Raw genomic sequence first — 21872 nt, forward strand, 5'->3', positions numbered from 1 at the left:
CCCTGGACGTGAGGGGACCCATGGCGCGCGCAACGATCGTCATCACCGGTGCCAGTGACGGCATCGGCGCCGCGGCGGCCCGCCGGCTGAGCCGAAGCGGCGCGAACCTGCTGTTGATCGGCCGGTCGGAGGCCAAGGCCAAGGCGGTGGCCGCCGAGCTGGACGCCGCCTACCTGGTGGCGGACTTCGCCGATCTGTCGCAGGTGCGGACCCTGGCCGACCGGGTGCGCGATCAATGCCCGCGCATCGACGTCCTGGCCAACAACGCCGGCGCCATGTTCACCAAGATGCGCAGGACGCCCGACGGCCACGAGATCACCTTTCAGGTCAACTACCTGGCCCCGTTTTTGCTCACCACCCGGCTGCTGGACGTGTTGGTCGCCTCCCACGCCACCGTCGTCAACACCTCCAGCTCGTCGCAGAGATTCCTGCGCCACGTCACCCTTGCCGACTTCGAAACCACCGACCGGCGACGGCCCAGCACCGCCTACGCGCTGTGCAAGCTGGCCAACGTCCTGTTCACCCGCGAGCTGCACCGGCGCTATCACGCCGAAGGCCTGTCGGCCGCGGTGGTGGACCCCGGGTTCGTCGACACCAATTTCGGCGAGGCATCCGGCTCCTGGCTGATACCGCTCATGCGCCGCACGCCGGTCCGGCGCCTGATCGCGAGCGCCGAGGAGGGGGCCGAGCAGCTGGTTTGGCTGGCCTCGAGCGCGCCCGGCGCCGACTGGGTCTCGGGGGAGTACTACGCCAAGGGCACGGTCGCGAGGGCCAACCGGGCCGCCTACGATCCCGGCCTGGCCCGCGAGCTGTGGGACCGGACGATGGCGAAGGTCGGTTCCGGGCGCGAGTCGCGCGCCTGAGCGCATGACGCGCCGAGGTGTCCTTTGGCGTCAACCGGGGGGACTAAAGTCACCAAAACGCGCGGCACGCGCCCATACGCTCGACAGTGACACTGTCCCGCAGCATGATTCGGGCATGTACCGCACCCCACGCCACGCTCGCCCGGTCTCCGCCTTGCACCCGGCGGTCGCGGTGTCGATCGACGAAGCCCGCGGCCGCACCCGCGCCACGGCCGAGTTGTGCTGGAATGGCTCGTATCTCGCGGGCCACGGTGTCGCCTATCGGCATCCCAGCGACCATCTCACGCGCGAGGCCGGCCGGGAACTGGCGACGGCGCGGGCGCTGTCCGACCTGGCGCGCCAAGTCCGCGCGCCGCGGCGCGTCACGGTCTGACGGCGCGCGGCCCGGCTCGAGCAGCGCGGCAAGCCGCACGTTCGGGGCCGAGCGTGCGGCCGGCTTCACGCTCGGCCGGGCAATGGGCGACGCGGCCACCCGTCCGGCCGCCGCGGGCGGGGACTAGCATTCCGCTCGTGCTAGGTGTTCACCATTCGGCGATTTGTACGAGCGACGTCGAACGATCGCTGCGATTCTGGCGCGACGGCCTGGGCCTGAGCCAGCTGTTCGACCATCACTTCACCGGTGATTGGCCCGAGTTGTTCGGCGCGGCGGGCGATTCGTTGCGATCGATCTTTCTGGGTGACCCGAAGACGCCCGAGAGCGGGATCGTCGAGCTGGTGGAAATGCCGGGCGCCGGCCCGGCGCAAGCCGCATCCGAAACACCGAGGCACGGGTTCTTCCTGCTCTCGCTGCAACGCGATGTGGACGAAACCCTGTCGGCGCTGCGAGCTTTGGGCTTCATCGAGGGTGTCCGGCGCATCACGGTCGCCGCTCCCGGGGGAAAGGCGGTCGCGATGGCGGTCATCACCGCACCCGACGGCGTACTGGTCGAATTGATCGGGCCGGCGCAGTGACCGCCCTGGTGACCGGTGGCGCCTCGGGCATCGGGCGCGAGGTCGCGCAACGGCTCCGCGACGCCGGCGACGACGTCGTGGTGTGGGACCTCGACGATGCGGACATCGTCTGCGACGTCAGCGACCCCGACGCGGTGGCGGCGGCGATGGAGCAGACGGTGCGCGAGCACGGGGTGCCCACGCGGGTGGTGACGTCCGCCGGTATCGGGTCGTCGGGACCGTCGGGTCTGTTGCTGAAACAAGCGCCCGCCGACTGGCAGCGCGTGCTGTCGGTGAATCTCACCGGCACCTGGCTGACCCTGCGCGCGGCGGCGGGGGCGATGGTCGACGCCGGGGTGGAGGGGTCGATCGTCGCCGTGTCCAGCATCAGCGGCACCGTGGCGGACCGCGACATGGGCGCCTACTGCGTGTCCAAGGCCGGCGTGGACATGCTGGTCAAGGTCGCCGCCGCCGAGTGGGGTACCTACGGCATCCGCGTCAACGCCGTCGGGCCCGGCGTCACGCTGACCCCGATGTTGCCCGACCCCGGGGTGTGGCCCGGGTGGGTGGATGGCATCGCCAGGCGGACGGCGCTCGGTCGGGTCGGTGAGGCCACCGACGTGGCCGCCGCCATCCTCGGTGTGCTCGAACTGCCGTGGGTGACAGGGCAGGTGGTGCACGCCGACGGCGGCCTGGCCCTGCACAGTCCGATCGACGCCTACGGTCAGCTGGAAAAGCTGTTGCGCCTCAAGCGCATGAGAGAGCTACGGGACCAGAAGGAAAAGGCGAAAGAGGCCTAACCGATCCCGAAATCGATGACCCCGCGGACGATTTCGCCGTTCAGCAGGTCGGCGTAGGCCCTATTGATATCGTCGAGGCGGTAACGCTTGGTGATCATCTCGTCGAGCTGGAGCTGGCCGGTCCGGTACAGCCCGGCCAGCCGGGAGATGTCCGCCTTCGGGTTGCACGAGCCGAAGATGGTGCCCGCCAGCGTCTTGTTCATCAGGATGAATTCCTGCAGGTCGATCTTGACCGAGCGGGTCAGTTGCGATGTCATCCCGGTGAGCACGCAGGTGCCGCCCTTGCGGGTGAGCGTCAGCGCTTCGCCGACGTCGGCGGGGGTGATCAGGGAGGGCGACACCACCACCGCGTCCGCCATGACCCCGCGCGTCAGGTCCCGCAGGAGGTCCTTCGCCTCGGCGATCGTCCCGGCGCTGTGGGTTGCGCCGAACCGCAACGCCGACTTCTGTTTGAACTCGACCGGATCGACGGCGACGATCTGCGCGGCGCCGTTGATGCGGGCGCCCTGGATCGCGCCGGTCCCGATCCCGCCCGCGCCGACGACGACGACGACATCGCCGCCGCGCACGCCGGCGCGGTTCGCGGCCGAGCCGTAGCCCGTCGGAATCGCGCACGATAGCAGCGCGCTCGGCACCAGCGGAAGGTCCGGGTCGATCTTGACGAGCGAATTCACCGATACCACAGTGTATTCGGCGAAAGCGCCGACCTTGGCCAGATGGCCCAGCGGACGGCCATCGGCGGTATGATGCCGGAAGGTGCCGTCGGTCGGCATTCCCGGCACCATCGTGCCGATGCCGACGTCGCACAGGTATTCCATGCCCGTCGCGCACCACCGGCACTGGCCGCACACCGCGACGAAGGACATCACCACGTGGTCGCCGACGGCGAAATCCGTTACACCCGGGCCCACTTGGTGCACGACGCCGGCGCCCTCGTGGCCACCGACGGTGGGGAACATGGTCGGCAGCCCGAAGGACTCCATCACCTCGTTGGGCGCCGACATGTCGCCCTTGAGGATGTGGTCGTCGGAATGACACAACCCGGCGGCGGCCATCTGAACCAGGACTTCCCCGGCGCGGGGCGGGTCCAGTTCGAACTCCTCGACCGACCACGGGCCGCCGACGTCGTGCAGGATCGCTCCGCGGGTTTTCATGGCGTGGCTCCTCATGCCGCCGGTGAGAAGGAGACCGGAAGCTTGTTGGGGGACCGGAACGTGAGGCCGACGATCCTGGACTCCTCCCCGGTGCCGTCGTCGGGGAGCAGGGCAAGACCGTCGACCCGGTCGAACAGGCTGTTGAGCATCACCCGGGTCTCCAGCCGGGCCAGGTGCATGCCCAGGCACATGTGGATGCCGCCCGCGAAGGCGATGTGGGCCTGGCGCGGGCGGGTGATGTCGAAGGTGTTGGGGTCGGGCCAGCGGGTCTCGTCCCGGTTGGCCGAGCCCATGCAGAGGTCGATCTGCGCGTCGGCCGGGATCACTTTCCCGCCGACCTCGACCTCTTCGGTGGTGGTCCGCATGACCATGGTCAGCGGGGTCTCGACGCGCAGGGCCTCTTCGATGGCCACGGGTATCAGCGACCGGTCCGCGGTGACCATCGCCAGTTGCTCGGGGTGGGTGAGCAGCAGGTACAGCAGGTTGCCCGACGAACGATAGGTGGTCTCGAGCCCGGCGGGCAGCAGCAGTCGCAGGAACGCGATGATGGCCTCGTCGCTGAGCTTTTCACCGTCGATCTCGGCGGCGACCAGGTCGCCGATGATGTCGTCGGTGCGTTGGTGGCGCCGCTGCTCGACCTGCTCGAGGAAGTAACCGTGCAGCTCGGCCGCCGCGTTCAGCCCCGCCATGATGTCGGTCTGGATCGAGATGAGGTCCAGTGAGAGCCGGCGGAACAGGTCCAGGTCCTCGGGGGGCAGCCCGAGCAACGTCATGATGATCCGGGTGGGAAATTCGAACGTCAGCGCCTTCACCAGGTCGGCCCGGCCGTCGTTCTTGAACTCGTCGATCAGCCGGTCGCAGACCGGTCCGATCACCGAGGGCTCCCAGCGTTCGAGCGCGGTGGCGCGGAAAGCCTTGGCCACCAGGCTGCGGTGATCGTGGTGCTCCTTGCCGCCCATCGCCAGGATGGTGTGGCCCATCACCAGCCCGATGGTCTTGGCGTAGGCGGCCGAGGTGAAGATCCGGTCGTCGCGGAAGGCGCGATGCACGGCGTCGTAGCCGAAGAAGACCCATTCGTCGCTCGGGCGCAGCTCCTCGGGCATCTGCTCGGGGTCGCCGAGGGAGCCGTGCCACACCGGGTCGGTGCGACGCATGTGTTCGAAGAACGGGTAGGGGCTGGTTTCGCCGGTGAGGTCGAGGGTGACGGCCGGGCTGTCGCCGTCGAATCGGTCGGTGCCGAGCGTCATCAGCGCTCCTCCTGAGCGGCCGATCAGGCCGATTGGGTACAGCGGGATTTTCGCTATCATAATATAAATAGCAAGGAAGCCCAACGGGGCTTGTCGCGGGTGGGCGAGGGGCACAGGATGGGATCGCGGGGATGGCGAAGGCGGTGAGATCTCAGGTGGCGGAGCGGCGTTTCGTGTGCGCGATCGACGAGCTGCCGCCCGGCGAGATGAAGTTGGTCGACGTCGGAAAGTTCGGCGTCGGCGTCTACAACGTGGCGGGCGCGCTGTACGCGATCGTCAATTACTGCTCGCACGAGGGCGCCCCGCTGTGCCAGGGCCTGATCGGCGGCACCAACGAATTCGATCCGCAAGCGCCCGACGGGATGCGCCGCGTCCGCGACGGGCAGATCGTCCGATGCCCATGGCATAACTGGGAATTCGACATCACGACCGGGCAAAACGTGGCCGATCCGCGGCGCCGCGTCCGCACCTATCGCGTCGATGTCACCGACGGTGAGGTGTACCTGATCGCATGAGCGCACCGATTATCGACACCAATGTGCAACCGCACTTCCGCTACAACGCCGAGATCCGCCGCTACCTCCCGGATCCGCACAAGCTGCGGTCCATCCCGGATGTCGAGCAGCAGTGGTACCAGGCGCCCGGCGGCGACTACCGCGCGGACCTCTACGGGGAGCACTACCCGGGATCCGATCCCGAGACGGTCGGCCGACACCTCTTCGAGGACCACGGCGTGCAGTACGCGGTCCTCAACCCGATGACCCGCGGCAACATCGCCGACTACCTGCTCAACAGCAGGATCTGCGCCGCGGTCAACGACTGGCTGCTCGAACGCTGGCTGGAGCCCGACCCGACCAACCGGTTTCTGGGCACCATCCGCGTCAACCCCGAGGACCCCCGCGGGGCGGTCGCGGAGATCGAGCGCCTGGCCGCCCACCCGAAGATGGTTCAGGTCGGCGTCCCGATGCAGTCCCGCGAGCCCTACGGCAAGCCGATGTTCGAACCCATCTGGGAGGCCGCCGCCGCCCACGGGCTGCCGGTCGCGGTGCACATCAACGGCGGCAACGGCGTCGACCATCCGCCCACCTTCGCCGGGCACGCCCACACCTATCCGGGCTACGCGGCGTTCATGCCGCTGAACTACTTCGTGCACCTGGCCACGCTCATCGTCGAGGGCATGTTCGGCCGGCATCCGAATCTCAAGTTCGTCTTCGCCGACGGCGGCTACGACATCCTGACGCCGCTGATGTGGCGGCTGGACACGTTCTGGTTGTCGATGCGCGACCAGACGCCCTGGGTGGACCGCTACCCCAGCGAATACCTGCCCGGCCACGTCCGGTTCTGCTCATCGGCCTTCGACGGGCCGACGGAGGCGGACAAGATGGCGCGCTGGATGGACTTCAGCGGCAAGTCCGACCTGCTGATGTACGGGTCGGGCTACCCGCACTGGTCCACCTCCGGGCCGGAGACAGTCACCGAGGGGCTCGATGCCGCCCAGCGGCGCAAGGTCTTGTGGGCGAACGCCGGCGAACTCTACGGACTCAAGGAGCGTGTCTGATGACCACCATCGAGCGGGTCGAATCGGCCACCGGCCGCGACGACGACATCGCGGTCAGCATCGTCGACACCGACGTCCATCCCTTGCCGGTTTCCGCCGACGTGCTGAAGTCCTACGCGCCGGCCGAATGGGTGGACAAGATCTGGCCGACCGGCAACGCGGTCACGCCCGTGCCGCATTTCTACGACACCCCGGAGTCGTACAAGACGATGTCGCTGCGCCTGGACGCCGCCCCGCCGGGCGGCGGCGTCGCCGGCAGCGACCCGGACTTCGCCGCCAAGCAATTGCTGGTCGACGCCGGCGTCAGCATCGCCTCGCTGGAGCCGATGTGCGACGCGCAACTGCCGCAGGCCGAGCACGTGCTCAAGTCCACCTACAACGACTGGCTCGCCGATGTGTGGCTGGACGAGCACAACGCGCACGGCCGCTGGCGGGGATCGATCAGCGTCAGCGCGCAGACGCCCGAGCAGGCGGCCCGGGAAGTGGAGCGTTGGGCGGGCCACCCCTACATGGCGCAGGTGCTGATGACCCCGCAGACCCGCGGAATCCCTTTCGGCAATCCGCATTTCGACCCGCTCTACGAGGCAGCGGCGCGACACGGGTTGCCGGTGGCCACCCATCTGATGGGTCAGACGCCGTTCGAGTTGATCCCGCTCTACCCGGTCGGCAACCCCGCCCACTGGCACGACTTCTTCGCGTCCTGGCCGCTGCTGTACGTGTCGCACCTGATGAGCCTGGTGTTCGACGGAGCGTTCGACCGCCACCCCGACCTGCGAGTGGTGTTCATCGAGGGCGGCTTCACCTGGGCCATGCCGGTGATGTCGCGGATGGACCGGATCTGGGAGGCTCGCCGCGGCGACCTGCCGCACGTCCGTCGCCGCCCGTCGGAGTACGTGCGCGAACACGTCCGCTTCACCACCCAACCGCTGGAGGACGCCGACACCGTCGGGTTCCGGGAGTACCTGGAAATGATGGACCTGGGCGACAACCTCATGTTCTCCACGGACTATCCGCACTGGAGCTACGACTCGCCCACCTACGCGATCAACCGGTTCCCGGCCGCGCAGCGCGAACGCATCATGCGCGGCAACGCGACCGCGCTGTACGGGCTCCCGGCGACCGTCAAGGCCCTGCCCGGGGAGCGCCGCGGCGCCGAGGGGCCCGCGGGCGACTGACCCGCCGGGCGCGGGTCTACCTCGACGGGATTTCCACCGGAATCGATTGGACGGGTCCCGGATTGGGTGGTCACCCGGGAGAACCGGGCCCTGCACGCGCGGGCCCTGCGCCGCGTGTTCGCGATGTAGCGGCGAGGGCCTAGACCGGGTTGAACTTGGTGATCAGCCAGTTCCCGTTGATCCGGTTCATATGCACCAGAACGCTTGTCGCGGCCACCAGCGGCTGGGGATTGTCCTTGGTCGTCGTGGTCTGATCGATGAACACCAGCACGACGGCCGAATCCGGATGTAGTTCCGTGACGGCGGCACCGGTCACGTGTGCCGTCGTCTTCAGCGACCTCTGTTTGGCGGTCGGGGCGACGATCTGTTGGGTGAAGTCGTTGAAGTACGTCAGGAAGTCGCCGGCCAGGTGCGATTTGGCGTTCGCGAAGTCCTGGTCGAGCGAGTCGGATGAGTACGACAGCAAGGCGGTGGTGCCGTCCGAGGCGGAGTTGGCCACCTCCAGCTTGACGCTGGCGTCGGTCTGCTGATCGGGCCGGTACTGCTTGAAGTACAGCCACGTGGCCGCGCCTCCGGAGCTCAGCAGCAGCACGGCCAGCACCGCGTATCCGACTCTGCGCACCGCGGGCGACAGGCGCCGGCGGCGCCGCCTGGCGGGTCCGGCGTCGTCGCCCTCCGGCTCGGCCGCGTCGTCGATGTCCGCGGGTTCGTCTGCCGCCCCGCTCATTTCGTCGGGTTCGGCCGCGGTGTCGCGTACCTCGTCGGTCACGGTACGTACTCAACTTTCGACATCTTGTACTTTCCGCCCTCGTCGGCAACGGTCACCCGCAGCCGCCATATTTTGGGCGGCTCTTCCTTGCCTGGCGGGGAATTCGTGACGCGCGAGGTCGCCGCCACCAGCACCACCGCCGAATCGTCCCCCACTGATTCGACGGCGGCCGCGTTCACGGTGCCCTCGGTGATGGCTTTCGACTGCTCGACCACCGCGATGAAATCGTTTGCGCGACGCTGGAAGTCGTCCCTGAAGGGGCCGGTCGAGGTGTCGATGACGCGTTGCACGTCGGCCTTGGCCTTGGTGAAGTCGAGCGAGATCATGCTGACGACGCCCCGCTTGGCGCCCGCGACGTACTCGGCTTCGTGCCGCTGCTGGCGGGTTGCGTCGCGATGTTGCAGCACCATGTACGTGCTGGCGGCCGCGAAGCCGATGACGAGGACGACCGCGGCCACCGTTGCGGCCGCGGCCGGCGAGGGGACCCAGCGCCGCCAGCCCGTCGGCGGGGGGGCGTCCTCGTCTTCAAAGGCCTCGTCGTCCTCGGCGGCGCCGGTGCCGTGCAACTCGTCGCCGGGCGTCTCGTCGTAATACTCGGCGTAATCCTGGTCGGCGGGTTCCTCGTAGTACGTCTCGTCCTCATCATCGGCGGAGTCGGCGGCCGCCGCGGCCGCGTCGCCGTAATCCTCGGCCGCGTCCGCCAGGGCGAGGGCCTCGCTCGGCCTCCGCCGCTTCGGCTTCGGCCTCCTCGATGAGTGCCAGGGCGTCGGCCTTCGACGTGACCGGCTCTTCCTCTTGGTCGTCCACTTCAGCCATCGCGTTCACCGCTCGTCGGCATCGTTATCGACCGCACTCCGGTATCTCTTACCGTATGGCGCGTTGGTAACATCGGAGTCGCCAGCGAATCGCGACAACCAGAACCGATCAGGCGGATGATCAACCACCCCAACCTTCTCCCTTGCGTGTTTCGCGGCAGCGATCGACTGCCCCAAACGATCCCGCCGGCATCATGACCGCTGTCGACACTCCCGAAAAGATACTCTTCACCTCCACCACGGAAGCCTTTCTGCAGAAAGAAGCGCCGCTGCGGCGCGTCCGGGAGCTGCATTCGCAGGGTGAGTCCTTCGATCCGGCGTGGTGGCGGCGCGCCGCGGAGCTCGGCTGGACGGGACTGCTCGTTCCCGAGGAGCTGGGCGGGGGCAGCGTGTCGGACAACGGATTGGCCGACCTTGCCACGGTCGCCGAGCAACTCGGCAAGACGGTGGCCCCCGGGCCGCTCTACCCGGTCAGCGTCGTGCTGTCGGCGCTGGCGGGCTGCGCCGACCGCGAAGCCCACGCCGCGACCATCGAATCGCTGATGTCGGGGGAAACGGTTGCCTCATGGGCGGTCTGCGAGCCGGGCCGGGGCTGGGCGCCGACGGATCCGTCCGTGTCGGCCACGAAGACCGACGCCGGCTATCGCATCGACGGCTCGAAAGACCGGGTCGAGGCCGCCGCCGAGAGCGACGTGCTGCTGGTCGTGACCCGCTGCGGGCCGAATTCTGAAGACCTCCGCCAGTTCCTGGTCCCCACCGACGCCCCCGGGGTGCGCGTCGAGCCCCAGCAATCGGTCGACCTGGTCAAGAAATACGCCCGGGTACATTTCGACGGCGTCGTGGTGGAGCCGTCGGCCGCGGTGGGCAGCGCCGCCGAAACACCCGCGCTCGTCGAGCGGCAGGCCCAGATCGCCGCGGTCCTGCAATGCTCCGAGGTGGTCGGCATCCTGCAGACGGTGTTCGACTTCACCGTCCAATGGGCGCTGGACCGGCACACATTCGGTCGCCCGCTGGCGTCCTACCAGGCACTCAAACACAGGTTCGCCGATATGAAGCTCTGGCTCGAGGCCTGCCGCGCCACCACCACCGCGGCCGTCGCCGACGTGTCCGCCGGCTCTCCGACCGCCGCCCTGACGGCCAGCATCGCCAAGTCCTACGTCGGCGAGACGGCCGGCCGGATCGTCCATGATTGCGTGCAGATGCACGGCGGGATCGGCGTCACCTGGGAACACGACCTGCACCTGTACCTGCGCCGGGTCACGTTGTATCGCTCCACCTTCGGGACGCCGGAAGAACACAACCTGCTCGTGTACCGGGCCGAGAAGGCGGGACGGGTGACCAAATGAGCGAATCCGTTGCAGAGTTCACCGCCCGGGCCAGAGTGTGGCTGGCCGACAACCTGCCGCCGATCGACCCCGATTCCCCGCCGCCCGCCCCACGCGACGCCGAGCGGTCCTGGCAACGGGCACGGGAGCTCCAAAAGCGGCTATATGAAGGGGGATTCGCGGGCATCTGCTTCCCCCGCGAGTACGGCGGGCTGGGGCTGGACTACGAGTACCAGCAGGCCTTCGACGCCGAATCCCTGCGGTACGAGATGCCGCTGATCCTCAACATCCCGACGTTCACCATCTGCTGCGCCACGCTTCTCGACACCGGCAGTGAGGAACAGAAGAGGCGGCACATCGCGGCGGCCCTGCGCGGCGACGAGGTGCTGGTGCAACTGCTCAGCGAACCCAGCGGCGGATCGGATCTGGCGGGTGTCATCACGCGGGCCGAGCGCCGGGGCGACCGGTGGGTGCTCAACGGCGCAAAGACCTGGAGCACCAGCGCGTTCGGCGCCGACTATGGATTGTGTCTGGCCCGCACGAACTGGGAGGTGCCCAAACACGAGGGCCTGACCATGTTCCTGGTGCCGATCAACCATCCGGGAATCACGTTGCGCCGCATCACCATGCTCAGCGGTTCCACCGAGTTCTGCGAGGAGTTCCTCGACGAGGTCGACGTCGGCGACGACGCCGTCGTCGGCGAGGTCAACGGCGGCTGGGCGGTGGCGTCACGGCAGCTCTACCACGAGCGTCGGGCGGTCGGGCAGGGCTCGGAGTTCGCCAGCGGCAGCGGCAGCGAGGGCGGCAACGCGATTCCCGTCGACTACGTCGGCCTCGCGGAGCAGACCGGACAGGCCGACGACGACCGCGTTGGCGAGATGGCCGGCAGGGCGCTGGCGCACCGTGCCGTGGCCGATCAGTTGATCGGCCATGTGTACCGCAGCGTCCGGGACGGGACCCTGCCGCCCGCCGCCGGGACGCTCATCAGGCTGTTCCACGCAGAGACCGTGATGCTGGAGATCGACACGGCGATGGCGATAGCGGGAAGCGCCGGCGTGGTGGGCGAACCCGGCGAGGGCCTGCAGGCCGGCCTGCGTTACCTCTCGCGGCAGACGGTCGCCATCGGCGGGGGCACCACCGAGATGGCCCGCAATGTCATCGGCGAGCGCGTGCTGGGATTCCCCCGGGAATACGCGGCCGACCGCGGCGTGCCGTTCAACCAGGTGCGGCACGGTCAGACGCGCTGACCGCTGCCCGCCCCGCCCTCCTCCTCGGGCTCCTGGGTGACGAGCCTTCCGGCATCATCGCCGGCCGCGGACGCCCGCACTGGCAGCTGGACCAACGACAGGACGTGATGTGCCGGGCTCCCGGGCGGCGCGACCAGCACGCACTCGCCCCCGCGCTGACGCGCGCGCTCGACCGCGGCCGCCAGCGCGCTGACACCCGCAGACCCGAGGTGGGTCACCCCGCCCAGGTCGATGGTCAAAGACGCTATGCCGGAACGGCTTTCAACTGCAATCTGGCGGTCCAAGGTGGGAGCCGTGCCGGCGTCGACCTCGCCGCTGACGAAGATGTGCCCGGCTTTGCTTACCACGAACGCGAATTCGGCGTCCGCCGGCCGGGGTGAGGTTGCCCGGCCGACCATGGCATCCGTGACGAACTTCGCCGGACGCGAGAGGCGGTGCGTCAGGCTGGCGGTCGTCCCACCGTCCCCGTGGCTGATCGTCACCTGCGACACCAGGCCCTCGGCCATGGCAAGCCCGCGCCCGCGGCCCTTCGCGCCCTCGCGGTGGTCCTTCCACCTGCCGCGGTCGCTCACCGACGCACGCAGGTTGCCGTCCCCCGACAGGGACGCCTCGACGACGACGCCGTCGGGAGCGGTGTTCGCGTACCCGTGCTCCACCGCGTTCTCGATGAACTCGGAGATGGCGTGCACGACGTCGGAAATGTCGCCGGCGTCGGCGCCGATGTCGGACAACCATTCTCGAAGTCGGACCCGGACCGCCCTTGCGGTCCGGACGGTGGCCTCCAGCGTCAGGCGCAGCGGCCGCGGAGGCGTGCGACGTTGCGCCGCAAGCAGTGTGACGTCGTCGTTGTAGCCGGTCGAGCGCAGGAACAGTTCCAGGGTCTCCGAACAGATGCGGTCGATCTTGCGGGTGGGGGAGTCGATGACGAAGCCCTGCCCCGCGGCGACGCGTGCCGCCAGGTCGGCGAATTCCGCGGTGCTGGCGGCGAGCGGGCGACCGGGCCGCTCGATCAGGCCGTCGGTGTAGAGCAGGACCGTGTCACCTACCTCGAGGGTTTCCGAGCGCAGCGGGAAACCGGTGCCGCTGCCCAACGGGCCGGCACCGGACGGCTCCAGGTAGCGAGGCTTCGTGTCGGCGCTCACCAGCAGCGGCGGTGGGTGTCCGGCGGTGCAGTAGCGGAATTCGCCCGTGGCCCAGTCGAGCGAGCCGACGCACACGGTGGCCGACTTCGAGCCCGGCACGTGTTCACGGAAGCGGTCGACCGCCTCGAGCGCCTCATCGATCGAGCGCCCCGCCAGGATCTGCATGCGCAGGGCGGTGCGCAGTTGCGACATCACCGCGGCGGCTTCGACGCCGTGCCCCACGACGTCGCCGACGACGAGAACGAGCCGGTCGCCGAACGCCACCGCGTCGAACCAGTCACCGCCGGCCGCGGTGTCCTGCGCGGCGACGAGATATTCCGCGGCGATGTCGGCGCCGGGGACAACGGGCACGGTCGGCGCCAGCAACGCCTGCTGCATCACCGTCGCCGAGTCGCGGACGTTGCGGTACCGCTCGGCCAGTTCGTCCATGCGAGCCTGCGCGTCCGACCGGGCCCGGACCCGGTTCGTCACGTCGCCGAAGAGGATCTGGACCCCCTCGATCGTCCCGTCGCTCCGGCGGCGCGGGGTGACGATGAAGTCGAAGAACCGTTCCTCGAATCCCGAGCCGTCGAAGTCCGCCTGCAGGCGCCACTCCCGCCCGGATTGCGGCTCCCCGGTCTGATACACGCGGTCGAACATCTGGTAGATCTGTTGGCTCTCCAGCTCGGGATAGACCTCGCGCGCGAGCTTCCCGATCGGCGCCAACGACGGGCTCAGGGCGCGGTAGGCCGCGTTGGCGGCGACGAACCGGTGGTCGGGCCCGTCCAGGCCGATCAGCATCGCCGGAACGTTCTCGAAGACGCGCCGCACGTCGCCGGCCGCGCCCACGGTGCTGTCCCAATCCTCGCCGGCCAGCATGTTGGCCGCCCCTCCTACGGATGGTGCGATTCCCGACCCGACACCCGCGATCACGTCGGATTCCCCATATCTGCACACGCCGATATTCACAGTATCAAGTTGTGCCGGGCGCTCGAAGCATCGAAATTCCGGGGCCCCGACGGGCGCGCGAAGGGACCGTCATCGGCCGTTTGTGGCCTGTAGGGCCGGGTACCTCGCAGCTATGGCCAGCGGCGGACCAAAGCAGGCGAACGCGATCTTGCGCAGTGTCCTGTCGTCACCGGTGCTCACGTTGAACGGCTGGGTCGCTTTCGAGTTGCCCCGCACGGTGACCGCGTTGGGCGTGTCGCTCCTGTCGGGTGTCCTCGCCGTGCATGTCTACCTGTTGGCCACCATGCCGGCCGTGCCCGGGTACTTCGCCGTCTACGCGGGGCTGCTGATGGTCGGTTGCCTGGCCGCCGCCGGCACCATGGTCGTCGGTCGCAACGCCTTTGTCCCGCAGGTTGGCTGGGTCCTCGGAAGCTTGCTCTGCACGGCGTTTCTCACCGTCTACCTGGTGAGCCGGTTCGTCGCTTTACCGGGACTGAGCGCGTTGACCGACCGTTGGGACGTCGCGCCGGGAACGCTGGCGATGGCGCTGGCGGCCGGCTTCATCGCGGTGCACACGACCGTGCTGTCGGGCATCAACGTGGCTTACCCGCAACGACGGAACTGGCCCGACTAAGTGGGATCTCGCTCATGACGACGCTCGACTATCCGGTGTGGCTACGCGTTGACCACTGGCTCAACGTGCTTTTCCTGACCCTGCTCATCCGCAGCGGCATCGAAATTCTGTCCACCCATCCCAAGCTGTACTGGCACGACGACAGCAAACCCGGCACCGAATGGGCCGTGTTCTCCCGCAAGAAGCTTCCGCGCGACAGGTTGTACGACACCCTCGACGAAGAGGAGGACTATCACCCGCTCATCTCGCTGCCCGGCCATGCGCAGCTGGGAATCGGACGTCACTGGCACTTTGTGGCCGTGCTCGGCTGGATTCTCACCGGGCTGTCGTATTACATCCTGCTGTTCGCAACCGGCCAGTGGCACCGGTACTGGCCGGACTCGTGGTCCATCTTCGCCGACGCCTGGAACGACATCGTCACCTACTTGACCTTCAACCTGCCGTCGGTGTTACCCGGTGAGCCCCTCGACGCCATCCAGAAGCTGACCTATGCGGGCGTCGTCTTCCTCCTCGCACCCTTCCTAATACTCACCGGGGCAGCCCAATCGCCGGCCATCGAGGCGCGGTTCCCGTGGTACGTGCAGATGTGGGGCGGACGCCAGTGGGCTCGCAGCCTGCATTTCCTGGGTCTGCTCGCATTCCTGGTGTTCATCGTGATCCACCTGTCGATGATCTTCTTCTGGGGCTGGGGCAGGCTCACAGCGCTGATGATCTTCGGCTCCGTCCGCAACATCTATTGGTCGACGGCCCTGTCGTTGGCGATCATCGGGGTGATCGTCGCCATCCATTGGGCGGCGACGAGCTGGAGTCACCGCAGCCCCCGCACCGTACAGCGGGTCCTCGGTTCGGTGGTCACCGCCGTGCGTCTCCTGCTGCTGCGGCCCCTGAACTCCCGGCAGAACTACCCCGCAAGCAAGATCTCCGAGCAGCACCGCGTCAACGGCAAGCCCCCCACGAGCACCCAGTACAAGGTCATGGCGGTCCACAATTTCGTCGATTGGCGGTTGCGGGTAGGCGGCCTTGTCGAGAACCCGGTGATCCTCGATCTGGCCGGAATCCGGTCGCTGGGTGAGCCGCAGACCCAGCGGGTCCTGCACAACTGTGTGCAGGGCTGGACCAGCATCGGCGAATGGACCGGAGTGCACCTGCGTGAGCTGGTGGAATTGGTGCGGCCGTTGCCCGAGGCGCGATACATCTGCTTCCTGAGCATGCAGGACAACAGCACCGACGAGCCGGCCTCGCACGGCGGGGGTCAGTTCTATGAGGTCCTCGACCTCGAGTTCGCCCACAAGCCCCAGACGCTGCTGGCCTACGAGATGAACGGGGTGCCGCTGCCGATCAAGCACGGCGCGCCACTAAGACTGCGGGTGGAAACCCAGGTGGGTTTCAAGATGACCAAGTGGATCAACCAGATCGAATTCGTCAAGGACTTCGCCGGCATCGGCTACGGCGCGGGTGGCTGGCGCGAGGACCGCGTGTACTACGACAAGGACGTGGAGATCTGACATGACCGATGACGCCACCGGGCACCCCGACTTACGGCCCGAGCTGATCGCCCTCGATTCCGCCGCGTGTGAGCGGGTACGCCAGCAGATCGCGGCGAAGGGCGGCCATTGCGAGGCCTGCGGCGCAACGGATTTCGCCGTCGGTCACGCGCTGATCATGGGCTTTTTGTTTCTGGACGAACAGGCCGACGCCTACATGGTGGCGCTGACCTGTCGCAACCCCGAGTGCCCCAAGCCGCGATCCGCAATCACCTTGTGCGGCAGCGACTTCCTTTCGGAGGATCAGCAGGAGCTGGCGATGTCGCTGCGTTCCTCGATCGCCTGATCGTCATCGGCGAAACAGCCGCTTTCGCTGACTTGCGCGCCGGTCGCCGGCGGGCGTATCAGCGAGCTCGGGCCGGGCCAGTTTGAACCTCTCGATCAGCGGCGACATCGCGCGCAACTCGTCGCACAGCGACTGAAATCGCCGCTCGTCGGCGTCATCGAGCTGGCCGCGCGAGCTGTAGTGCGCCATGCGGGGGAGCCGGCCGGCGAGCGCGGCGCCCCATCGGATGCTCAGGTCGTAGGCGTCCTCGTCGTCGACCTCGTCGCGCGCGCCGAGGCTCTTGAGCGCGGCGATCTGCTCGGTGAGGAATTCGACGTCGTCGTCGATGGCGATCAGTTCCCGGCTTTCCGGCGCCATGCTCATCCGGACTCCCTACGACCGACGCACCGCCGCGGTGCGTGCATACCTTCGGATGCGCCGGTGAGTACCCACGAGTTCCCTGGCTACACCGGCCCTCGCCCGGTTACCCCGGCCGCACGCGGGTATGTCTGTCGGGTCCTGCGCCGAAAACGTCCAGACCGGGAGGCCCACATGAGCCATGGCGATGCCATTCTTGACGACCTCAGGGATCTGCTCGGAAAGGAAGTGGGGCTGGCCGATCAGCTTCAGCGGTCGCTGGTCAAGGCCCGGGAGGCGGCCGAGGCGGACCTGGATGCCGACCTGTTCGCGGCGCTCGAGTGGCCCCGGACAATCGACGAGTACGAGCACTACCTCACGTCGTTCATCCGGTGGGTGCCCCGCCAGTCGAACGCAAAAGCGTGGGAGAAGACGACACCGGAGCACAGGTACGCCGAGGAGGTCAACGACCGGATCGCACATTTCTTTTTTCTGGTGGACCAGGAGGTCGACGGCGGGGCACCGCAAAACTCGGCAAGCTTCCGCGGCTGGATGACCGATTTCGCCCGGCGCTGGGGCGACTTCCTGGACACGCCGGAGTCGTTCAGCCGAGAAACCCTGCGGTCATTCGTCGACCTGGCGCCCGAATACCGCGTCCACGAATCGTTGATCGACGGCAAGCCGAACTCGCCCAGTGGTTGGTTGACCTACAACCAGTTCTTCGCCCGCCAACTCAACGGCGGGCTGCGTCCGATCGCGGAACCCGTCAACAACCTGGTGGCCACCTCACCGGCCGACTGTGTGTTCCAGCGCGCCTACGATATCGACGCCGATTCGAACGTGCCGCCGACGAGGGTCAAGGCTCAAACCTTCGGCAACATCAAGCAGCTGATCGACGGCAGTGCCTACAGCGAGAGCTTCTGCCGCGGAACGTTTGTGCACTACATGTTGCAGGCGTCGTCGTACCACCGTTACCACCTGCCGGTGGCGGGTTCGGTCAAGGAGTCCTTCACCATCAGCGGCCAGGTCTTCATGCAGGTGTCGATCGAAGGCCACGGTTTCAACTCCAGCGACGCGGCAACCACCGGCTACGAGTTCTTCCAGAACCGGGGCGTGGTCGTCATCGACACCTCCGAGTCCGACGGGGGTGACATCGGCATCGTCGCGGTCATCCCGGTGGGGATGGCGCACGTGTCGTCGGTGGTGCTGAGCGCCGTCGAGGGCAGCCACATGGCCAAGGGCGAAGAATTCGGCTATTTCCAGTTCGGCGGCTCGGACATCATCGTGCTGTTCCAGGAAGGCGTCGACCCGGACATCGACACCGGCGCCGACTACCGACTCGTCGGTACGCCCATAGCCCGCTGCAGCCCCGTGAGGCGCTGAGCGTTGCGCTGCTGACGAGGGGCAGGTGAGGTGGATGCGCGATCTGCTACTTCAATTTTTCGACGGCTGGCGGCCGGCGGCGTTCGCGGCGCTCAAGGCTCTCGCCTTGTTCCTCACCGCGTTGACCGCGTTCCGGCTGACGCTGCGCCGAACCATCGCCGAGTTCACGCCTTTTGACTGGGTGACCGCCGTCGCGGTCGGAGCCGTGGTAGGCCGCACCGCCACGGCCCCTCACACGTCGTGGTTCACCGGGACGGCGGTCTTGATCGCGTTGATCGCCGCGCATGACACGGTGGCCCGGCTGCGCTTCATCCCCTGGGTGAGCCGCCTGGTCGACCCGCCGGTGCGGGTGCTGATCCGCGAGGGCGAAATCGACCGGCGAAACCTCAAGCGATGCAGGCTTACTCAGGCCGACCTGGACGCGATTCTGCGCCAGCACGGGCACCGGACACCGGACGAGATCCGGCTCGCCCTCTTCGAAACCAAAGGTGTGGTCTCCGTTTTCGGCGAGGGCACACCAAAGTCGGACCGGCAGTCCTAGTCCAACGCGTCGCCGTCAGGCCGAGACCGGCTTCTTCGAGGGCTCGGACACCTTCATCAGCTTCATCAGGTTGCCGCCCATGATCTTGGCGACGTCTTCCTGCTCGAAGTCGGTGAGCTCGTCGACGAAGGAGATCGGGTCCTTGAGGCCTTCGGGGTGCGGCCAGTCGGATCCGAACAGCACCCGGTCGGTGCCCACCATCTTCACGATCTCGGTGAACCGGTCCTCCCAGAACGGGGTGATGTAGACGCAGCGCTTGAACGCCTCGATCGGGTCCTCGCTGAACGACTGCGGCATCTTCTTGTAAACGCCCTTGAGGCCCTTGAACAAGTCCGGCACCCAGTCGGCGCCGTTCTCGATCGACAGGATCCGCAGCTCGGGGTTGCGGGACAGCGCGCCGTGGCACACCAGCGCACCCATGGCGTCGAGGATCGGCCGGTGGCCCATCGCGAAACTGCGGAAGGCGGTCGGCTTGAACGGCAGAAACTCGTCACCGGGCTCCCACACGTTCGCGAACTCGGAGTAGCCGCTGTCGGAGGCGTGCATCGAGACCGGAATCCCGGCTTTGATGCACGCCTGCCAGAACGGGTCGAACTCCTCGAGGCCGAACGACCGGCTGCCCTTGTAGCCGGGCACCGGCGCCGGGCGGACCAGCACGGTGCGGGCACCGCGCTCCAGGCACCATTCGAGCTCTTCGAGCGCGCGCTCAACGATCGGCAGGGTGATCACCGGGGTGGCGAAGATGCGGTCTTGATAGTTGAACGACCACTGCTCGTGCATCCACTGGTTGAGCGCGTGGATGACGTCGTGGGTCATCTCCGGGTCGTCCTTCATGCGCTCCTCGACCAGGCTGGCCAGGGTCGGAAACATCAGGGCGTAGTCGATTCCGAGTTCGTCCATGACCTCCAGCCGGGCGCCGGGCTCCCGGAACGCGGGAATGGCCTTCATCGGCTCGCCCAGGATCTCGCGGTAGGTCTTGCCCTGTGCGCCGTTGCGGAAGTAGTCCTCCTGGGCGCCCGGCCTGGCCACCACCTCGAACGTCGGGTTGGGGATGTATTCGCTGATGTGCCCGCGCACGACGATCTTGGTGCGGCCCCGCACCTGCACGTAATCGATGACGTTCTTGCGCTTGTCCGGGAGGAATTTGGTCAGCGCTTCCTGCGGCTCGTACATGTGGTTGTCGGCGTCGAACACCGGGAAGGGAAGTTCGCGGGACGGCATGGCGATCTCCTTGCAGAGGCTTGATCTCAGGTGGTGGTAATGACGTTACCACCATTGCGCAACAAGGTGTAGCGGCGGCTAATCGTCCGCGCGAAGGCCGCTCGGCGTCGGCCCGCTGATGATCGCGAAGTTCACGGTGGCGGTCGCGAGCAGCTCGCCGTCGCCGTCGCCGTAGATGTCCACCTGCATGACCATCGCCCGCCGCCCCGAGCGCAGCATCCGGGGAACGGCGAAAGCGGAGCCCTGCCGGATCGGCCGCAGGTAACGGATGAACAGGTCGGCGGTGGTCATCGTGGTGCCGGGTCTCAGGTGCTCCAGCCCGAACTGGCCGCCCGCCACATCCACCAGCGTGGCGATCAGGCCGCCCTGCAACGCGCCCGAGGTGTTGACGACCTGCGGGCTGACCGGCATGGTCATCGCGAACTCGCCATTGTGTGTTCCCGGTCTCATGCCGATCGAGGCGAACAACTCCGACAGCGAGGGCGGAGCCGATTCCTCCTCGATGTCGCGGATGCCGAGCGCGCGGGTGCAGAAGTCGAAGAGCTGGCCGGCGTCCACCGGGGTTCCGTTCAATTCGGCTCCCAGCCAATGCAATCGCTGCGCACCCATCACCGTTTGCATCACGATGGCGGCGGCGGCCCCCACGTCAAGTCCCGGGTTGAAAACCCCCTCGGTGATGCCCTGGCCGACGATGTCGCGCATCAGTTGGTGCAACGGGGAGAGAACCCGCGCGTAGTCGCGGGGCCGGGTCTCGGCCAAGTGCTGGTTGTAGAGCGTCAACGCGCGGTTGAGGCTGCCCTGAGTGCTGGACTCCGGCTGTTGGCTGATGCGGTCGAGGACCAGCTTCAGCGCGGCGGTGCTGTCCAATCCCGCGGTCTCGGTTCGCCACGCTTTCGCCGATTGCGCGATGGTCCTGTCGAACAGCGCCAGCAGCAATTCGTCCTTGCTGCTGAAGTGCTGATAGAAGGCGCGCAGCGAGGTCTTCGAGCGCGCCACCACCTCCTGCACGGTGAAATCGGTGCGCCCGGTCTCGCCCAGGATCCCGACGGCGGTCTTGATGAAGCGGTCGGCGCGCGTGACGTCGGGTTCGTGGTCGGAGTGGGTCATGGGCGCCGCGTCCCCTTTCCGGTGCGCGCAGGATGCGCTCTGAGAATGAGGTTACCGTGCTCGATATGCCCGCCGCGCACAGAAAAGGAGCAAAGGTCGCTTCGGGGCTCAGCTGCAGGTCATACACCGTCGCGGGCCGGGCGCACGCCGAAGTGGACGGTGGCGAAACCGGTGCTCAACGAGACGTATCGGGCGTCGGCGAAGCCCGACTCCCGCATCAGCTCCCGCAGCTCGTCGCGTGACAGCCAGGTGCGGATGGAATCGGCCGTGTAATGGTGGGCGTCGCGGTGCCACGCCACGGCCCGGCCGATGCTCGGCATCACGCGGAAGTACATCAGGTCGTGCAGGGCTTTGAGCGTCGGCGAGCTCGGCGTGCTGAAATCGAGGATCATCAACCGGCCGCCCGGTCGCAGGACGCGCCGGAATTCCCGCAGCGCCCGCCCGCGGTCAGCCACGTTGCGCAGCCCGAAGCCGATCGTGACGACGTCGAAGGACTCATCCGGCAGCCCCAGCTCCATGGCGTCGCCCTCCTGAAAGTCGACCGCTCCGGGCTGCCGCCGTCGGGCGACCTCGAGCATTGGTACGCAGGAGTCGACCCCCACCACCCGGCCCTGCGGCCCGACCACCGCCTCCTCGGCGATCGCCAGGTCGCCCGTCCCCGTCGCGACGTCGAGCACACGATCGCCGGGCCGCAGCCCGCACAGCCCGATGGCCTGCCGTTTCCACAGCCGATGAAGCCCCAGCGTCCAGACATCGGTCATCACGTTGTAACGCTTGGCCAGCGCCGAAAACAGCTCCTTGACGTAGCTGCTCTTGGCCTCCTCGGAATCGTTCCACCGCCGTGTGACCATCGTGAACCTCTCGCCAG

General features: G+C 67.6%; 22 protein-coding genes and 1 pseudogene. 14 read left to right on the plus strand and 9 right to left on the minus strand.

Annotated features, from left to right (window positions below):
• Window positions 1–20: 20 nt before the first annotated feature.
• The 4 genes from BN971_RS08795 (at window position 21) to BN971_RS08810 (ending at window position 2593) form a co-directional block, all read left to right on the plus strand.
• A complete protein-coding gene (locus BN971_RS08795) occupies window positions 21–863 on the plus strand; it encodes an SDR family NAD(P)-dependent oxidoreductase (RefSeq protein WP_085183143.1) in 843 nt (280 codons plus the stop codon).
• A gap of 115 nt (window positions 864–978) precedes the next feature.
• On the plus strand, window positions 979–1236 hold the full coding sequence (locus BN971_RS08800) for a dsRBD fold-containing protein (RefSeq protein WP_090349925.1): 258 nt from the start codon (window positions 979–981) through the stop codon (window positions 1234–1236).
• Between the two features lie 137 nt (window positions 1237–1373).
• Window positions 1374–1814: a VOC family protein gene (locus BN971_RS24985; RefSeq protein WP_169718669.1), complete on the plus strand. Its 441-nt coding sequence runs from the start codon at window positions 1374–1376 to the stop codon at window positions 1812–1814.
• On the plus strand, window positions 1811–2593 hold the full coding sequence (locus BN971_RS08810; RefSeq protein ID WP_085183141.1) for an SDR family NAD(P)-dependent oxidoreductase: 783 nt from the start codon (window positions 1811–1813) through the stop codon (window positions 2591–2593). Before BN971_RS24985 ends, BN971_RS08810 begins: the two co-directional genes overlap by 4 nt.
• Here the strand turns inward: BN971_RS08810 and BN971_RS08815 are convergent.
• Together BN971_RS08815 and BN971_RS08820 are read right to left on the minus strand one after the other, a co-directional pair.
• Window positions 2590–3747: a Zn-dependent alcohol dehydrogenase gene (locus tag BN971_RS08815; RefSeq protein ID WP_085183140.1), complete on the minus strand. Its 1158-nt coding sequence runs from the start codon at window positions 3745–3747 to the stop codon at window positions 2590–2592. The two genes, BN971_RS08810 and BN971_RS08815, sit on opposite strands and share 4 nt — an antisense overlap.
• A gap of 11 nt (window positions 3748–3758) precedes the next feature.
• A complete protein-coding gene (locus tag BN971_RS08820) occupies window positions 3759–4994 on the minus strand; it encodes a cytochrome P450 (protein WP_085183139.1) in 1236 nt (411 codons plus the stop codon).
• A 131-nt stretch (window positions 4995–5125) separates the two neighbouring features.
• On the opposite strand from BN971_RS08820, the gene BN971_RS08825 reads away from it, so the two are divergent.
• Genes BN971_RS08825 through BN971_RS08835 form a run of 3 tightly spaced genes read left to right on the plus strand, consistent with a single transcriptional unit; the run spans window position 5126 to window position 7727 of the window.
• Window positions 5126–5509 carry a Rieske (2Fe-2S) protein gene (locus BN971_RS08825; RefSeq protein ID WP_085183138.1) on the plus strand — a complete coding sequence of 128 codons (384 nt, stop codon included), beginning with the start codon at window positions 5126–5128 and terminating at the stop codon, window positions 5507–5509.
• Window positions 5506–6552: an amidohydrolase family protein gene (locus BN971_RS08830; protein WP_085183137.1), complete on the plus strand. Its 1047-nt coding sequence runs from the start codon at window positions 5506–5508 to the stop codon at window positions 6550–6552. Before BN971_RS08825 ends, BN971_RS08830 begins: the two co-directional genes overlap by 4 nt.
• Window positions 6552–7727: an amidohydrolase family protein gene (locus BN971_RS08835; protein ID WP_085183136.1), complete on the plus strand. Its 1176-nt coding sequence runs from the start codon at window positions 6552–6554 to the stop codon at window positions 7725–7727. The genes BN971_RS08830 and BN971_RS08835 overlap by 1 nt, the downstream gene beginning before the upstream one ends.
• A 139-nt stretch (window positions 7728–7866) precedes the next feature.
• Here BN971_RS08835 and BN971_RS08840 read toward each other — a convergent pair whose 3' ends face one another.
• Window positions 7867–8496 (minus strand): hypothetical protein, encoded by a 630-nt coding sequence (locus BN971_RS08840; protein ID WP_372511957.1) that lies wholly within the window; start codon window positions 8494–8496, stop codon window positions 7867–7869.
• Window positions 8493–9312: pseudogene (locus tag BN971_RS08845) on the minus strand (hypothetical protein). The gene BN971_RS08840 and the pseudogene BN971_RS08845 overlap by 4 nt, the downstream one beginning before the upstream one ends.
• 193 nt (window positions 9313–9505) lie before the next feature.
• Here BN971_RS08845 and BN971_RS08850 point away from each other — a divergent pair.
• Window positions 9506–10657: an acyl-CoA dehydrogenase family protein gene (locus BN971_RS08850; RefSeq protein WP_085183135.1), complete on the plus strand. Its 1152-nt coding sequence runs from the start codon at window positions 9506–9508 to the stop codon at window positions 10655–10657.
• Window positions 10654–11883: an acyl-CoA dehydrogenase family protein gene (locus tag BN971_RS08855; protein ID WP_085183134.1), complete on the plus strand. Its 1230-nt coding sequence runs from the start codon at window positions 10654–10656 to the stop codon at window positions 11881–11883. The genes BN971_RS08850 and BN971_RS08855 overlap by 4 nt, the downstream gene beginning before the upstream one ends.
• Here the strand turns inward: BN971_RS08855 and BN971_RS08860 are convergent.
• Complete coding sequence (locus tag BN971_RS08860) at window positions 11871–13883, minus strand: SpoIIE family protein phosphatase (protein WP_085183133.1); 2013 nt, start codon at window positions 13881–13883, stop codon at window positions 11871–11873. The two genes, BN971_RS08855 and BN971_RS08860, sit on opposite strands and share 13 nt — an antisense overlap.
• Window positions 13884–14085: 202 nt before the next feature.
• Here BN971_RS08860 and BN971_RS08865 point away from each other — a divergent pair, with 202 nt between their 5' ends.
• Genes BN971_RS08865 through BN971_RS08875 form a run of 3 tightly spaced genes read left to right on the plus strand, consistent with a single transcriptional unit; the run spans window position 14086 to window position 16416 of the window.
• Window positions 14086–14586 (plus strand): oxidoreductase, encoded by a 501-nt coding sequence (locus tag BN971_RS08865; RefSeq protein WP_085183132.1) that lies wholly within the window; start codon window positions 14086–14088, stop codon window positions 14584–14586.
• A 14-nt stretch (window positions 14587–14600) separates the two neighbouring features.
• Complete coding sequence (locus BN971_RS08870) at window positions 14601–16091, plus strand: molybdopterin-dependent oxidoreductase (RefSeq protein ID WP_085183131.1); 1491 nt, start codon at window positions 14601–14603, stop codon at window positions 16089–16091.
• Window position 16092: 1 nt separating this feature from the next.
• A complete protein-coding gene (locus tag BN971_RS08875; protein WP_085183130.1) occupies window positions 16093–16416 on the plus strand; it encodes a hypothetical protein in 324 nt (107 codons plus the stop codon).
• A 3-nt stretch (window positions 16417–16419) separates the two neighbouring features.
• Here the strand turns inward: BN971_RS08875 and BN971_RS08880 are convergent, their stop codons facing one another.
• Entirely contained in the window at window positions 16420–16773 is a 354-nt protein-coding gene (locus tag BN971_RS08880; RefSeq protein WP_372511932.1) for a hypothetical protein, read from the minus strand.
• Between the two features lie 174 nt (window positions 16774–16947).
• On the opposite strand from BN971_RS08880, the gene BN971_RS08885 reads away from it, so the two are divergent.
• Together BN971_RS08885 and BN971_RS08890 are read left to right on the plus strand one after the other, a co-directional pair.
• Window positions 16948–18135 carry a phosphatidylserine decarboxylase gene (locus BN971_RS08885; RefSeq protein WP_085183128.1) on the plus strand — a complete coding sequence of 396 codons (1188 nt, stop codon included), beginning with the start codon at window positions 16948–16950 and terminating at the stop codon, window positions 18133–18135.
• Between the two features lie 34 nt (window positions 18136–18169).
• The gene (locus BN971_RS08890) at window positions 18170–18676 is read left to right on the plus strand and encodes a DUF421 domain-containing protein (protein ID WP_085183127.1); all 507 of its coding nucleotides are present in this window, start codon (window positions 18170–18172) and stop codon (window positions 18674–18676) included.
• 15 nt (window positions 18677–18691) lie between these two features.
• On the opposite strand, the gene BN971_RS08895 is transcribed toward BN971_RS08890, so the two are convergent.
• The 3 genes from BN971_RS08895 to BN971_RS08905 all read right to left on the minus strand — a co-directional run bounded on the left by BN971_RS08895 (window position 18692) and on the right by BN971_RS08905 (window position 21855).
• On the minus strand, window positions 18692–19897 hold the full coding sequence (locus BN971_RS08895; RefSeq protein ID WP_085183126.1) for an amidohydrolase family protein: 1206 nt from the start codon (window positions 19895–19897) through the stop codon (window positions 18692–18694).
• A 78-nt stretch (window positions 19898–19975) separates the two neighbouring features.
• Window positions 19976–21004, minus strand: coding sequence for a hotdog fold thioesterase (locus BN971_RS08900; protein ID WP_085183125.1), 1029 nt, complete (start codon window positions 21002–21004; stop codon window positions 19976–19978).
• A gap of 119 nt (window positions 21005–21123) precedes the next feature.
• Window positions 21124–21855 carry a class I SAM-dependent methyltransferase gene (locus tag BN971_RS08905; RefSeq protein ID WP_085183124.1) on the minus strand — a complete coding sequence of 244 codons (732 nt, stop codon included), beginning with the start codon at window positions 21853–21855 and terminating at the stop codon, window positions 21124–21126.
• Window positions 21856–21872: the final 17 nt, after the last annotated feature.

Source organism: Mycobacterium bohemicum DSM 44277, from assembly GCF_001053185.1.
Lineage (GTDB): Bacteria > Actinomycetota > Actinomycetes > Mycobacteriales > Mycobacteriaceae > Mycobacterium > Mycobacterium bohemicum.

What these genes read in the sequence shown, in the direction of transcription:
- BN971_RS08905 (WP_085183124.1), bottom strand. Translation starts at nt 21,855, where the DNA reads ATGGTCACACGGCGGTGGAACGATTCCGAGGAGGCCAAGAGCAGCTAC.
- BN971_RS08890 (WP_085183127.1), top strand. Translation starts at nt 18,170, where the DNA reads ATGCGCGATCTGCTACTTCAATTTTTCGACGGCTGGCGGCCGGCGGCG.
- BN971_RS08850 (WP_085183135.1), top strand. Translation starts at nt 9,506, where the DNA reads ATGACCGCTGTCGACACTCCCGAAAAGATACTCTTCACCTCCACCACG.
- BN971_RS08795 (WP_085183143.1), top strand. Translation starts at nt 21, where the DNA reads ATGGCGCGCGCAACGATCGTCATCACCGGTGCCAGTGACGGCATCGGC.
- BN971_RS08800 (WP_090349925.1), top strand. Translation starts at nt 979, where the DNA reads ATGTACCGCACCCCACGCCACGCTCGCCCGGTCTCCGCCTTGCACCCG.
- BN971_RS08830 (WP_085183137.1), top strand. Translation starts at nt 5,506, where the DNA reads ATGAGCGCACCGATTATCGACACCAATGTGCAACCGCACTTCCGCTAC.
- BN971_RS08875 (WP_085183130.1), top strand. Translation starts at nt 16,093, where the DNA reads ATGACCGATGACGCCACCGGGCACCCCGACTTACGGCCCGAGCTGATC.
- BN971_RS08835 (WP_085183136.1), top strand. Translation starts at nt 6,552, where the DNA reads ATGACCACCATCGAGCGGGTCGAATCGGCCACCGGCCGCGACGACGAC.
- BN971_RS08860 (WP_085183133.1), bottom strand. Translation starts at nt 13,883, where the DNA reads ATGCTGGCCGGCGAGGATTGGGACAGCACCGTGGGCGCGGCCGGCGAC.
- BN971_RS08815 (WP_085183140.1), bottom strand. Translation starts at nt 3,747, where the DNA reads ATGAAAACCCGCGGAGCGATCCTGCACGACGTCGGCGGCCCGTGGTCG.
- BN971_RS08865 (WP_085183132.1), top strand. Translation starts at nt 14,086, where the DNA reads ATGGCCAGCGGCGGACCAAAGCAGGCGAACGCGATCTTGCGCAGTGTC.
- BN971_RS08870 (WP_085183131.1), top strand. Translation starts at nt 14,601, where the DNA reads ATGACGACGCTCGACTATCCGGTGTGGCTACGCGTTGACCACTGGCTC.
- BN971_RS08820 (WP_085183139.1), bottom strand. Translation starts at nt 4,994, where the DNA reads ATGACGCTCGGCACCGACCGATTCGACGGCGACAGCCCGGCCGTCACC.
- BN971_RS08900 (WP_085183125.1), bottom strand. Translation starts at nt 21,004, where the DNA reads ATGACCCACTCCGACCACGAACCCGACGTCACGCGCGCCGACCGCTTC.
- BN971_RS08825 (WP_085183138.1), top strand. Translation starts at nt 5,126, where the DNA reads ATGGCGAAGGCGGTGAGATCTCAGGTGGCGGAGCGGCGTTTCGTGTGC.
- BN971_RS08895 (WP_085183126.1), bottom strand. Translation starts at nt 19,897, where the DNA reads ATGCCGTCCCGCGAACTTCCCTTCCCGGTGTTCGACGCCGACAACCAC.
- BN971_RS08885 (WP_085183128.1), top strand. Translation starts at nt 16,948, where the DNA reads ATGAGCCATGGCGATGCCATTCTTGACGACCTCAGGGATCTGCTCGGA.
- BN971_RS08855 (WP_085183134.1), top strand. Translation starts at nt 10,654, where the DNA reads ATGAGCGAATCCGTTGCAGAGTTCACCGCCCGGGCCAGAGTGTGGCTG.
- BN971_RS08880 (WP_372511932.1), bottom strand. Translation starts at nt 16,773, where the DNA reads ATGGCGCCGGAAAGCCGGGAACTGATCGCCATCGACGACGACGTCGAA.